The 12,888-nt window shown below is 59.0% G+C and carries 14 protein-coding genes; 2 read left to right on the forward strand and 12 right to left on the reverse strand.

All coding sequences use genetic code 11. From position 1 onward, the window contains the following. Positions 1 to 103: 103 nt before the first annotated feature. Complete coding sequence (locus tag DXT96_RS17055; protein ID WP_153515668.1) at positions 104 to 1,624, forward strand: MFS transporter; 1,521 nt, start codon at positions 104 to 106, stop codon at positions 1,622 to 1,624. An 80-nt stretch (positions 1,625 to 1,704) separates the two neighbouring features. Here the strand turns inward: DXT96_RS17055 and DXT96_RS17060 are convergent, their stop codons facing one another. The 9 genes from DXT96_RS17060 to DXT96_RS17100 form a co-directional block, all read right to left on the reverse strand. Next, positions 1,705 to 1,989: a copper-binding protein gene (locus DXT96_RS17060; RefSeq protein ID WP_149901293.1), complete on the reverse strand. Its 285-nt coding sequence runs from the start codon at positions 1,987 to 1,989 to the stop codon at positions 1,705 to 1,707. A 19-nt stretch (positions 1,990 to 2,008) separates the two neighbouring features. After that, a complete protein-coding gene (locus DXT96_RS17065; protein WP_153515669.1) occupies positions 2,009 to 2,488 on the reverse strand; it encodes a plastocyanin/azurin family copper-binding protein in 480 nt (159 codons plus the stop codon). Between the two features lie 34 nt (positions 2,489 to 2,522). Next, positions 2,523 to 3,881, reverse strand: coding sequence for a multicopper oxidase family protein (locus DXT96_RS17070; RefSeq protein ID WP_153515670.1), 1,359 nt, complete (start codon positions 3,879 to 3,881; stop codon positions 2,523 to 2,525). 14 nt (positions 3,882 to 3,895) lie between these two features. Continuing rightward, a complete protein-coding gene (locus DXT96_RS17075; RefSeq protein ID WP_153515671.1) occupies positions 3,896 to 5,356 on the reverse strand; it encodes a TolC family protein in 1,461 nt (486 codons plus the stop codon). Next, positions 5,356 to 5,580 carry a hypothetical protein gene (locus DXT96_RS17080; protein ID WP_153515672.1) on the reverse strand — a complete coding sequence of 75 codons (225 nt, stop codon included), beginning with the start codon at positions 5,578 to 5,580 and terminating at the stop codon, positions 5,356 to 5,358. Before DXT96_RS17080 ends, DXT96_RS17075 begins: the two co-directional genes overlap by 1 nt. 86 nt (positions 5,581 to 5,666) lie before the next feature. Next, positions 5,667 to 6,029, reverse strand: a complete 363-nt coding sequence (locus tag DXT96_RS17085) for a hypothetical protein (RefSeq protein ID WP_236776652.1) — start codon at positions 6,027 to 6,029, stop codon at positions 5,667 to 5,669. Positions 6,030 to 6,133: 104 nt separating this feature from the next. Further along, positions 6,134 to 7,144 (reverse strand): DUF535 family protein, encoded by a 1,011-nt coding sequence (locus DXT96_RS17090; RefSeq protein WP_153515673.1) that lies wholly within the window; start codon positions 7,142 to 7,144, stop codon positions 6,134 to 6,136. Between the two features lie 139 nt (positions 7,145 to 7,283). Then, positions 7,284 to 8,441 carry an ATP-binding protein gene (locus DXT96_RS17095; RefSeq protein ID WP_153515674.1) on the reverse strand — a complete coding sequence of 386 codons (1,158 nt, stop codon included), beginning with the start codon at positions 8,439 to 8,441 and terminating at the stop codon, positions 7,284 to 7,286. Beyond that, positions 8,438 to 9,136: a response regulator gene (locus DXT96_RS17100; protein ID WP_153515675.1), complete on the reverse strand. Its 699-nt coding sequence runs from the start codon at positions 9,134 to 9,136 to the stop codon at positions 8,438 to 8,440. The genes DXT96_RS17095 and DXT96_RS17100 overlap by 4 nt, the downstream gene beginning before the upstream one ends. Positions 9,137 to 9,448: 312 nt before the next feature. On the opposite strand from DXT96_RS17100, the gene DXT96_RS17105 reads away from it, so the two are divergent. Next, entirely contained in the window at positions 9,449 to 10,111 is a 663-nt protein-coding gene (locus tag DXT96_RS17105) for a phosphatase PAP2 family protein (protein ID WP_246670582.1), read from the forward strand. Positions 10,112 to 10,165: 54 nt separating this feature from the next. Here the strand turns inward: DXT96_RS17105 and DXT96_RS17110 are convergent, their stop codons facing one another. The 3 genes from DXT96_RS17110 to DXT96_RS17120 all read right to left on the reverse strand — a co-directional run bounded on the left by DXT96_RS17110 (position 10,166) and on the right by DXT96_RS17120 (position 12,663). Continuing rightward, positions 10,166 to 11,098: a hypothetical protein gene (locus tag DXT96_RS17110; RefSeq protein WP_153515677.1), complete on the reverse strand. Its 933-nt coding sequence runs from the start codon at positions 11,096 to 11,098 to the stop codon at positions 10,166 to 10,168. A gap of 119 nt (positions 11,099 to 11,217) precedes the next feature. Beyond that, positions 11,218 to 12,117 (reverse strand): AraC family transcriptional regulator, encoded by a 900-nt coding sequence (locus DXT96_RS17115; protein WP_371418903.1) that lies wholly within the window; start codon positions 12,115 to 12,117, stop codon positions 11,218 to 11,220. Between the two features lie 99 nt (positions 12,118 to 12,216). Beyond that, complete coding sequence (locus DXT96_RS17120; protein ID WP_153515678.1) at positions 12,217 to 12,663, reverse strand: acetyltransferase; 447 nt, start codon at positions 12,661 to 12,663, stop codon at positions 12,217 to 12,219. Between the last annotated feature and the right edge of the window lie 225 nt (positions 12,664 to 12,888).

The following is a 12,888-nucleotide window of genomic DNA, read 5'->3' on the forward strand; positions in this document are numbered from 1 at the left end:
TAGCCAATCATCCAATTCAGTTATGGTCAAGCTTTGGCTAGGTTGCGTCCAATCTCGCAGACCGGATTTCGCTTTGGCGACCCGACCCTTGAAAGGCTGAAGAATGACCCTTGCCGTTACCGCACCCACAGGCAGCAGAAGCGCCATGGCGCTCGCTGCCGTCTGTCTTTCCGCCCTGATGTTCGGACTGGAGATTTCCAGCGTTCCGGCGATCCTGCCGACACTCGAACAGGTGCTGCATGCGGATTTCCGGCAGCTTCAGTGGATCATGAACGCCTATACGATCGGCGTGACGGTGGTGTTGATGGCGACAGGTGCGCTGGCAGACCGCTTCGGCCGCAAGCGCGTCTTCATTGCCAGCATTGCCGCTTTTGCGCTTTCGTCTCTCGCCTGCGGAATGACGGAAAATGTGGTGGTGCTGATTGCGGCGCGTTTCCTGCAGGGACTGAGCGGCGGTGCGATGCTGGTGTGCCAGATCGCCATCCTGTCATACCAGTTCCGCACGGCCGGTGAGCGCGGCATGGCATTCGGCTGGTGGGGCATCGTCTCCGGCGTAGGGCTGGGCTTTGGCCCGATTATCGGCGGGGCCATCGTCGCGCTGTGGAGCTGGGAATGGGTGTTCCTCGTTCACGTGGCGCTCAGCGCGGGCACTTTGCTGCTTGCAGTCGGCGGCGTGCGGGAATCGCTTGATCCGGAAGCGACCCGTCTTGATCTTGCCGGTATCGCCACGCTGTCGCTGGCCGTGTTCCTCCTTGCCTTTTTTATCACCCAAGGCCCTGAACTCGGCTTTGCCAGTCAGGCGGCGCTATTGATCCTTTCTGGGTCCGTCGCGAGCTTCATCGCGTTTCTCATCGTGGAAAAGCTCACGCCAAGGCCGATGTTTGATTTTTCCGTGTTCCGCATCCGGCCGTTTTCCGGGGCCATCATCGGCTCGGCGGCAATGAACATCAGCTTCTGGCCCTTCATGATCTATCTGCCGATCTGGTTTCAGGCGGGTCTCGGTTATGACAGCGTCACCGCCGGTCTTGGCCTGCTTGCCTACACGCTGCCGGCGCTGGTGATGCCGCCGCTGGCAGAGCGTCTGTCCCTGCGTTATCAGCCACGCCTTGTCATACCGGCCGGGCTGTTCACCATCGGTCTCGGTTTCATGCTGATGAAATTGGGCAGCGGCATCGAAAATGCGAACTGGCTTACGATGCTGCCCGGCTGCATTCTTTCCGGCATCGGGCTCGGCTTGACCAATACGCCAGTCACCAACACGACCACGGGTGCGGTGCCGCCGGCGCGTTCCGGCATGGCATCGGGCATAGACATGAGTGCGCGCATGATCTCGCTCGCTATCAACATCCCGATCATGGGCTTCATTCTGGTTGAGGGTGTCCGCTCTTCGCTTCAGGCAAACCTGCCGTCCGGCACGAATATGAACACGTTGCAGTTGCTCGCTGAAAAGGTTGCTGCGGGAACTGCCGGATCGTCGGCGCAGGGCGTATCGGAGGTGCTCGTCCATCAGGCGCTGGCGGATGGCTTCGGTCTGGTCATGCTGTATGCCGGCATCAGCGTCTGGCTGCTCGCCGCCATCAGCTTCGTGGTCTTCGGCCCGGTGCGAAAACCCGCCTGCGACTAGCGCGTCGCAGGCGAATGAGGCGCACCCCCACCGGTTTTGCCGATAGGGGTGCGCGCTGGTCCTTGCAGGTTCCGCTGCTGTTATTTCAGCTGCGTCACGGTCAGCTTGCCGTTCACCCGTTCGGCGACGAATTGCACCTTGGCGCCTTCCTGCAATTTCGCCAGCATTGCTTCGTCCTTGACCTCGAAGACCATGGTCATTGCCGGCATCTCCAGGTTTTTCAGCTCCTCATGGATAAGCGTGACTTTTTTGGCCTTGGTATCGAGTTTCTTCACCGTGCCGGAGGTGAATTCCTGCGCGAAGGCGCCGGCGGCAGAGGCGAGAAAGAGGGCTGTGGCGAGGGTGGTGTTGATGATTGTTTTCATGGGCGGTTTCCTTGTTTGCTTATTTTTTGGCAACGGTGACATCGCCGTGCATGCCGGCGTCGTAGTGTCCGGGCACAAGGCAGGCGACCTTGAAGACGCCGTCATTGGTGAACCTCCAGACGATTTCCCCCGTCTTGCCGGGCGCCAGACGGATGGCGTTCGGATCGGCATGTTCCATCTCGGGGAATTTTTCCATCAGCCCCTTGTGTTCCATGACCTTTGCTTCTTCATCGAGAACGAATTCATGATCGAGCTCGCCTTCGTTCTTGACGGTGAAGCGGATGGTCTGGTCCTTGCGGACCTTGAAGTTGTTGGGCGTGAAGATCATCTTGCCATCCGGCGTTTCTTTCATGCTGACGCGGATGGTCTGGGTGACTTTCGTGGCGTCGCCGGGCTCACCGACGGCCATGGTTTCACTGTGTCCGCCGGCGTGGCTGCCGGCCGCCAGAGCGGGGGTCGCAAGTGCTGCCAGCACAAGGCCAAGAATTGCAGTGTTCATGATGCTTTCCTTTTTTGTTTGGGAATGTTGATGATCAGCCATGGTTCGAATGGGCCGATGGGGGCTGCGTGTTTGCATCTTTGGCTTTGGGTGCGTCGGGCAGGTTGCCCGTCCACTCAAAGGCCTGTGTGCCGGGCGGGTTTTCATACCAGCCCGGATCGGCGTAATCGCCCGCGGAGATACCTTCGCGGACCTTCACCACCGAGAACATGCCGCCCATTTCGATGGGGCCGTGGGGACCCCAGCCGGTCATCATGGGCACGGTGTTTTCGGGTATCTCCATCGACATTTCCGCCATGTCAGCCATGCCGGCGGTGCCCATCGGCATGTATTCGGGGCGGATCTGCCGGATTTTCTTGGCGACTTCCTTTTTATCGACACCGATGAATGTCGGGATTTCGTGACCCATGGCGTTCATGGTGTGGTGCGACTTGTGGCAATGGATCGCCCAGTCGCCCTCATATTTGGCGTCGAACTCGTAAGCGCGCATTGCACCGACGGGAATGTCGATGCTGACTTCCGGCCACCGCGCTTCCGGCCGTACCCAGCCACCGTCAGTGCAGGTAACCTCGAAGTCGTAACCATGCATGTGGATCGGGTGGTTGGTCATGGTGAGGTTGCCGACGCGCACCCGCACCCTGTCGTTTTTCGACACGACCAGCGGATCGATGCCGGGAAAGACCCGGCTGTTCCAGGTCCAGAGATTGAAATCGGTCATCTCCATGACACGGGGCACGTAAGTGCCCGGGTCGATGTCGAAGGCGCTGAGCAGGAACACGAAGTCCCGGTCCACCGGCATGAACGCCGGGTCCTTGGGATGGACGACGAAGAAGCCCATCATTCCCATGGCCATCTGCACCATCTCATCAGAATGCGGGTGGTACATGAAGGTGCCGGATTTCACGAGATCGAACTCGTAAACGAAGGTTTTGCCGACAGGGATATGCGGCTGCGACAGACCGCCGACACCGTCCATGCCCGAAGGCAGGATCATGCCGTGCCAGTGAACCGTCGTATGTTCGGGCAATTTGTTGGTGACGAAGATACGCACCCGGTCACCTTCCACGGCCTCGATGGTTGGGCCGGGAGACTGGCCGTTGTAACCCCACAGATAGGCGGTCATGCCTTCGGCCATCTCGCGTTCCACCGGTTCGGCGACGAGATGGAATTCCTTGACGCCGTTGTTCATCCGGAAGGGCAGGGTCCACCCATTGAGGGTGACGACCGGGTTGTAGTCCGGGCCGGTTGAGGGGCGGGTGGGTGTCTGGGTCGCAGCACCTTCCATGCTGGCCGCCTCCGGCAGGCCCATATTGGACGTCTGCGCCCAGGTTTTGGAGGATACGAGCGCGGCACCGGCCGCACCTGCTCCAAGCAATTGTCTTCTGCTGAACATTCCCGTTTCCTTTCTCAATGACCGCCGCCTGCCGGCGCTTCAGCCGACGCGACTTCAGTTTCGGCCGCAGCACTGCCCGTGCTTCCGCCATAGATGACGGGGGCAAGGTTGGCTTCGGCCAACCAGAAGTCGCGCTTGGCGTTAACTGCGAGGATGGTGGATTCGATTTTCTCGCGGGTATCGGCGATCAGCTCGAAGGTGCTGGTAATCATGCCGTTATAGGACAGCAGCGATTGCTCCTCGATTGCGCTGCGCAGGGGCAGGACATTGTTGCGGTAGTGGCGCGCAATGTCGTAATTCGACCTGTAGGCCAGATGGGCGGAACGGGCCTGCGAACGGATGTCGACGGCGAGCCCGGCCAACTGGTTGGCCGCGCGCATATAGGCGAGTTCGCCCTTGCGCAGACGCGCCTGCCCGGAATCGAAGATTGGGATCGTGAAGGACAGTGAGCCGGTTCTTGCAATGTCCGAACGGGTGGCACCGTCCTCGCGTTCGCGTTCCTTCTCCCAGTTTCCAGCCAGCTCGATATCGGTGACAATGCGGGTGGCGTCTTCCAGGCGATAGGATTGCGCGGTTGCCTGCAATTCGAGGCGGGCGACCTGCAAATCCATGCGTTTGTGAATTGCTTCCGCTTCGATATCGTTGCGCGCTATCAGGGTTTTGGGCAGGGAAGGAAGCCGGTTCGGGATCTGGAACTCGGCGTCCATGCCGGAAAGTCCCATCAACCGGATCAGCTCTTCTTTGGCGAGTTTTGCTGCCAGTCGCGCCTTTGCCGTTTCTCCCGTCAGCTCGGCATAGAAAACATGCTCACGGGCCTGATTGGCCTTGGGCATCGATCCCGCTTCACCGATCTTTTTCGCAAGTTCCGAAGAGGCGTCGGCCGCGACCTTCGCCTGGTTGAGATAGGCGACGTTTTCCCAGGCGGCCACGGCGTTGATCCATGCCCGACGGGTTTCCGCGGCAAGCGATACGGTGGCGATGGCCGCATTGACCTGAGCCTGGCGGAAGCGCGTATCCGCCAGTCTGATATTCTTGTCATAGGTCGCCAAAGCGAGAATATTGGCGGTGACGGCCCCTTCGAGGACGCGATACATGGCGAGCCCGGGCGTTCCGATGCCGTTCAGGCTGACGGAAAAGGTGGGAAAGACGGCAAGTTGCGTCTGCCAGGCGTCGGCAGCGCTGTCTCCAAGATCCGCATAGGATGCCTGCAGCCCCTTATTGTTCAGCAATGCGACCTGAACGGCGGTTTCGACGTCGATGGTCTTTTTGGCCATCAGCGTTTTGACACGGTCGCGCACCACCTGCGCCTGCTGCTGGTTCTGCACCCAGACAGTCTGTTTGCCGGTTGCTTCGGCGGTTTTTAGCGTTGCATCGGCAAAGCCCGCATCCTTGGCGGCATAATCAGTCGTAACGCAGCCTGCCGCGATGAGCGGAAACAGGAGGGAGGATATCAATCTGACAGGACGTGGGATCATCACGCGCCTCCCTTCGCTGGCGCCTGTGCATCGTTCAGGCCACGCCAGGGTTTCGGATCGACGGGAACGCGGTGCGTGTAAGCTCCGATCGGATTTTGATAGGCAATGGGCCTGACGCTGGAGAGAGTGTCGGGGCTGTCGGTCGATATGACGACTTCAGGTAAGGTGGCCGCGCATCCGCCCGCAAAAAGCGGCAGGGCAACCACCAGGAACAAACGTTTCATGGTGAAAATCCGGGAATAAGATCATGATTGCTCCAGCACGCTCACGCGTGCAGGCGCAGGAAAGCCCGCAAAGCGGTTCCGGATATTCAGATATTAGGGGGGCGCTGAAGCTTCGGTGCCAGACCGGCAGCGTTCGTATCGTCGATGAACGCACGCAGGGAAATGACGGTCGGATGGCTCAGGGATGAGGAGGGACACGGAATGGCCGCAACGCCACAATAATCCTGGCAGCAGGAATTCTTCGATTTTTCCTTGCTGGCGTGGTCGTGTTGATCGGCGTGGTCGCCGTGATCCTGAACGGCGGCGTCGTGGTGACCCCGGCCTGACGAATGGTCGTTCTCGATCTGAGAGATCGGAACGTCATTTTCGGCATGCATTGCGGCATTGACGGTGGAAACGCTGTAGCCCGCCAGTGACAGTACCATCACCAGCCTGAACAACAGGGCCATCAATTTCGATGCTCGCAACATCCCATTCATGCGCCGTAGAAGAGCCGTAGTCCTGAGGTTTGTCAATGGGTATCGCCCATAACCATCAACAAATGCATTGGGCTCTACCGACCCAGCACATTTGAGATTGTCGACCGCATTGCCGCTCGGGTTGGAATATCCTGATCGCCTTTGCCGGGTTCGCCTTCCAGAAAGCGCCTGCCGATATCAAAGAAAGACAGCTTCATCCGGCTGCGTTTGTCCGCACCCTCAAGACTGGAGACCGGTACTTTGAAACCGAATGTTTCGTCCGGCTCCGCAGAGCGTTCGCGCCAGAACGCGTCGACATCCGCAATCATCATTTTTTGCCGCCGGGCGCGGCGATAGTGGATCGGGTGTCTGGCGCGGGCGACGGCGAAATAGGCACTTGCGCTTTGAGGCATCAGTCCCTGCAGAACCATTAGGACCGCCTCCTTGGGGCGAAGTCCGCAAAGATCGCGCGTGACTGACACCATCTCATCTTTTGCGGCGCGCGGCCCCTGCATACCGCCCACGACAAGCGTATGGTGGTCGCGCTCGTATCGCCCCAGAAAAATGAACTTTGCGGTCCATAGAACGGCCTCGTCGCGGTTGCGCATCAACCGGACAGCAAAAGCCCCCTCGTGGCGGCCGCCGCAACAATCCGCGAGAGCAAGGGTGCACCGGTACTCATCCTTTCGGCCATGAACGATGCCCATCTCCAGTGTCTTTCCTGCCCAGAGCCCGCTCATGACGGTCTTCGTGAAATGACGGTCCGCAACTATGAAATTCTCCACGAGAAAAAGCAGTCGCCTCTGCTGGGAAATTTCGCCGACGAGAAACTTCGACAACGGTTTCTGCAGCAATTCATCATGGGGCGGCGGCAATTTCCGCTTTGCCGAAAAAGCGGCCAGAAATCCCCACCACCGAAAGGTGACGACGGGATTGGCGGCAAAGCGCATCCAGAAAAGGACTGCCCGCTTCCAGTGCGCGCGCCGGACGAAGGTCATGATGGTCCAGAACAAGGTGAATTCGGCTGCCTCCGATGCCTTTTGCGCCAGATCATCCTTTGCCGGAAATTTTTCTGTCTGAATGGCGGCATCGTTGGTGTGCGGCATAGGTTTGGCTTCCGGCGAGCATGGGTGTTGCAGCCGTGCATGCGCCGGATTTGTGAAGATTGTGTCGAGAAACGGTGGAGCCTACGCTGAGCCCGGATCGCCCCCTGCGCAGGGAAAAAAGACGATAAGTGTCAGTTTTTCAGGCGGTTGCCTTGAAGAGGATTGTCACGATCGTTCCGCCATCCTGTCCGGCCGCGATCTGCATGTCGCTATTGTGTGCCTGTGCAATGGCTCGCGCGATCGATAAGCCGAGCCCCGTACCGCCGGTGGTGCGGGCACGTGACGGTTCCGTGCGCCAGAAGAGTTCGATGCCGTGCGCCTCGACGCCGGGTGGAAAGCCCGGCCCCCTGTCTTCGATGGCGACAAAGGGGCGCCCCTCCCGAATGCCGGTTGAACAGCGCAGGCTTTTCCCGCTTGCCGCATAACGGCGTACATTGTCGATCAGGATAAGGAGCAGCTGCCTAAGACGTTGACGATCGCCATGAGCGGGAGCCGGGTCCAGCGACAGGTCGAGACAGATACCGGCCTCGTCGAGAAGAGGCCTTGCCGCTTCCACCACCGCCGCGCATTCGGTTGCGAGATCAAGCGGCTCAATGTCTTTCACGAGGCTGTTGGTTTCCGCCAGAGAAAGTGTCCGCAGATCATCCACCAGCCGTGCCAGCCCCTCCACCTGGACAATGAGATGGCGAATGGCCTGCTTGTCGAGGGGAAAGATATCATCCGCAATGCCATGCAGACGGCCTTGCAGGATGGTCAGTGGGGTGCGCAGCTCATGGGCAACTGCCATCGTATTAAATTTCAGGCGGCGCTCCATCATCTGAAGCTCCTGTTTCAGGCTGTCGAAACTGTCGACCAGAAAGACGATTTCGACGATACGGTTTGCCTTGACCTTTTCGCCGCTGCTGAAGTCGCCGGCGGCCATGCGCTGGGCTGCCATGGTCAGCTCCCGCAAGGGGGCGGCAATGCGCCGGGAGATGATATAGCCGAGCAGACTGCACAGCAGCACACCGGCCAGTCCGAAGACGAACACCGATGCGACGAGTTCGTCATCGCCCGCACTCTGCACAAGGGGCAAAACGTCGAGGAGCGCCTGGAGCTGCTGCTGGTCCGGCATCACGCCGCGATCTATGTCCGAGAAGGCTTTGGCGGCGTCCGGCGACAGCCCGGCAATCGCGCGTTCCTGAATGTTGTCCGCATACCAGGACACGCCGTAATAGACCATTGCAACGGCAAAGATGAGCATCGTGGTGATCGTGATCGCCGTCATCGTGCTGAGGCTCAGGCGCCGGAACCTCATGGTTTCTGCTCTCCGGCAAGCCGATAGCCAATGCTGCGCACCGAGACCAGATAGCCGCAAGCGCCATGATCCGTCAGCTTCTTGCGCAGATTGGCAATGTGCGTGTCGATCGTGCGCGCCAGCGCGTCGCTCTCCGGCAAACAGGCGTCGAGAATATCTGCGCGCTGAAACGCATGGGTGGGGCGGCGCGCCATATGGGCAAGTATCCGGAATTCGCTGAGCGTGAGGGGCAGAATGGTTCTGCCCGCCTCACCGTAAACCGCCGCTATATAGGATTCCGTATCGATTTCGATGGCGCCGAAACGCAGGATACCAGCACCGGCCGGCTGTCGCGTGCGCTTCAGGACGGCATTCACCCGCGCGATTATTTCCTGCGGATTGAAAGGCTTGATGATGTAGTCGTCGGCGCCGAGGCGCAGGCCGGTCAGCTTGTCGATATCTTCCGCAAGTGCTGTCACCATGATGACCGGCGTATCCCGCTCACGCCGGATGCGCGTCAATACGTCGATGCCGTCGAGCTTTGGCAAACCAATGTCGAGAAGAATGAGATCCGGTCTCAGCATGGAGAAATGCGTGATCGCCGTTTCTCCATCACCCGCCCTGACGGTTCTGTATCCATCGCGAATGAGATAGGCGTCCAGAATCTGCATGATATCGGGATCGTCTTCGACGATGAGAATGAGCCCTCTGTCCATGCTGTACCTGCAATTTTACGTATATAAGCCGCGTTAATACTGCGACGCTAAGCCGGTGCGAAGCATCGGGCAAGAGTTCGCGTGTGAGATATCGGCCGTGAGAGCTGTTTTCCTCACGCTCTTGGGTATTTCTCCGCAAAGGCTTGACATTTCTGCGGAAAAGAACGGGCCATGCGCCAGTATCTCCTCAGTAAAACCGAATGCGAAAAGCTGAAACGACCCGCAAGGCCAAAATTTCGCGCCAGCGCCGGTCGCACCGTAAGTCGGGCTTTCCGCGACCCCTCCCTGCTCGCTCTGTCGGTCGCATTCGCGATGATGCTGTTCTTCTCCAAGTGGCCGAATATCGATCTCGATGTCAGCCTCGCATTCTGGAACGACGGCTTTCGCCTCGGGGAGGACAGGTTTTTAGTTTCCGTCCGCGATCTGAACCGTGTTCTGCCGTCTGTTCTGTTGCCTGGACTTGTATGCGTGCTTTTTGCCGTGCCCTTTTCTGCCGGCTTCAGGCGGGTTTTTCGCCCTCACAAATTGCTGTTGATCCTTACTTTTTACGCCTTGGGGCCGGGGGCGACTGTCCACATCCTGAAGAGCCTGTTTGCCCGGGCAAGGCCGCAGGAACTCGGCGACTTTGGAGGAAACCTGTTTTTCACGCCAGTTCTTTCGTTTGATGGAGCCTGCGCGCGCAGTTGTTCTTTCCCGTCTGGTGAAAGCTCCACCGCAATCGCTTTGCTGGCCTTCACCATTCTCCTGCCCAAAAAACTCCAGCTTATCAGCGCAGCGACATTGATGCCGTTTATCGTGATTTTCTCGCTGAACAGGGTTGCGATGGGAGCACATTTTCTGTCCGATGTCCTGATCGCATGGCCATTGATGCTTGCGGTGTTTCTTTCACTGCACCGGCTGTTTTCAAAACATCGGCATGCGATTGATGCCGTCTTTTCACGCAGGGTCAGCGGGACGCGGCAGGCTGCAGGATAATGACCATGCCCGGATCCACGATCTTCGCGATCACGGCAGCGATCTTATCCATTCCTAGAAAATCTCCATGAAGGCATCATCGAGAATGAGCAGCTTGCGCGCCTGTGTGCGGGCATATTCCTCGTAAAAACCCTGTGAGATCCAGAGGGCGGAACGGCCCCGCCGCCCGCTCCAGCCGATGCCGCCGATCATTTCGGCCGCTGCAAGTTTACGGCTGACATGGGTTCGCGACAGTGAAAGCGATTGCGCCAGTTGTGAGGCGGTCTTCACATCCGTCAGGCGCCTGCCATGTTCAAGAGGGCCTTCCGAGTCGATACCGGCAATCAGCCGGTCCATCAGCAAGCCGCCAGCATCGAACCAGTTGAAGATGATGGAAAGCGGGCCGGGGCAGCGCACTTCCGGATTGGACAGCAGCGCCTGTGCCACGCGAGGATGGATATGTGCGAGCATGGTTTCGGACCGCTCGATGAAGCGTGAGGCCCTTAATCCTTCGTCGATAAGGTCCAACGCCTGAAAATGGACGTCATACCAATGGGCGAGCATCGCCAGCGTCAATGGTGAAGGCGGCACGCCATCGACCCTGTCGCTGTCGGATTGGGTCACCGGTCTCGTCAGCCCGCGTTTCAGCGCCTGCTTGAAGAAAATATAGGCGACATCGTGGCTGGCGAGGCCGTTCTTCAGCGCCAGTCGAGCGAAATCCTCGCGGGTCAGGAAAGGTTCGCTTGCTTCAGCCACGCAGATGCTGCGCTTCTTAAAATAAAGCGCCACCAGCGCGTGGCATAGAAGCCGGTTCTGGCGTGTCGCGAAAAGCGCGGTCATCTCGGGCGAGCCCTCATAGAGGCTTGTGAAGCTCCCGGCCAACAGGCGCAACGCGGCCGTAAAAGAAGCGGTTTGAACCAGCGCGTCGATTTCGCTCAGTGGTGGCCTGCTGCCTCGCGTGGCGGTATCCGGCAACTGGGAAATCGCAAAATCGAAAAAATTGGTCATGGCGCGCGCTCCTCGAATTGCCGGCATCACCTCTCTTTGGAGGTGATTGGATTGGACGATCCATGGGCCTTACAGGGGCGGGGATGAGGCGTCTTCTCATTGCGCGCAGAGGCGAAATTTTAAACCGTGGGCAGGCCCATGGTGCGGGCGTCGCCCGGTGCCATGCCGTAGGCGGCGGCAAACACCCGGTAGAAGGTGGCGAGGCTGTCGAAACCGCAGCCATATGCGATCTGCGTGATCGGCAAAACGGGAACCTCCAGCAGCAGCCGTTTTGCCTCCTCGACCCGCATGGAGGACAGGGTGCGGGAAAATGACAGTTCAGCACCCTCGAACACAACGTGCAATTGCCGCAGCGAAATTCCCAGTTCTTTTGCCACTGCGGCGGGCGTCAGGTTTTGCCGGGATTTTTTCCGCATCATGATGTCTTGGGCTGCGTAACAAAGCCCGGTGCGAAGGGCGGCGCGCACCTCCGGCATGGCGGGAGAAAGCCGCCCGCGCGCCGTCATCGCAAGCCGGGTGATGTGGGTCACATCGCGGGCGGGATCGATGAGCCGGCCATGATCGGCATTCAGTGCGTTGAAGAGCGCCCGGAACGGCGCGGAGAAGGCGGCATTGTCCGCATAACGGGCCGCAAACAGGTCATAGGCCGTCTGGCCAAGCATAGCCTCGTAGTCGACGGGGATTTTGAGCATCCTGAAATGAAAATGCTCTTCGTCGCCCGGTATTCCGGCATAGGGCAAGTCCGAATGGTTGATGGTGATATCGCCCCCGCCAACGGCATGAACCCGGTCCCTGCCCGTATAGAGCAGCCCGGAACCTCTGATTTGAAGGCCGATGCAGAGGCTGTCGCCGGCAACGCGGGCAATGTCGGCTTCCGTGCGATCGACCCGGTAGGAGGAGGCGCGCATCTCACTCACGACGGCGTTGGCGATGGCTCGTGCCTGAAATGACCCCTGAAAGCTGTGGCGGCGATCCCGCGCAAGCTCGATCGTTACGCCAAACAGGCTTTTGCCGCGCACCTCTCGCCATTGGTCGAAGCGGTGCTCGGGCAGGAAATCGTCGGTTGCGAAACGGATGTTGGTATTCGTGGCCTGGCCCTCCCCGACGATCCCGGCGGCCTATTTTTCTGTTGCGCGAAATCGAAGATGCACGAGCGGATAGGGTCGCCCCTGTCCGTCAAGATCGGAGCGGCCTGTCGGCTCGAAACCCAGCTTGCGGTAAAAGCCCATGGCCTCGATGTTTTGTTCGTTGACATCGGTGGTCAACTCCGGATGCGCGGCGATGGCTGCCTGTACCAGCGCCTTGCCGATGCCTTTGCCGTGATGATCCGGATCGATGAAAAGCGCCTCCATGTGCCCTTCATGCAGAAACATGAAGCCGAGCGGGTCATCCGAAGCATCCACCGCAAGTGTCAGGGGCATTTGCGGGAGAAAGGCTTTGACTTCCTCTCTGATCGCGGCGCGATCCGCCGGAAGAAGGAAGCCGTGGGTGGCGTCGACAGCCCGGCTCCATATGTCGAAGATGCGGGCTGCGTCGCGGCTGGTGGAGGGGCGAAGTGTGATCATGTCCCACCCTTAGCAATTGCGACCTTTTCACGCCATGGGGGCCACCTTCATCTTTTTCGCGAGCACCTTTGCGGACGATGAATTTCCGCGGCGAAAACAGGCGATTTTAGCTCCGCTGTCCAGCCAGATTCACGGCGCAGAGAATTTTCGCGAAAAAAGCGCTTGCAAAAACAGAGATAAAAAAAATAGATAAAAAGGAGTTCTATCTATTTATTTTGAAGGAGA

This window comes from Agrobacterium sp. ICMP 6402 (assembly GCF_009498615.1).
In the GTDB taxonomy this organism is placed as follows: Bacteria; Pseudomonadota; Alphaproteobacteria; order Rhizobiales; family Rhizobiaceae; genus Agrobacterium; species Agrobacterium burrii.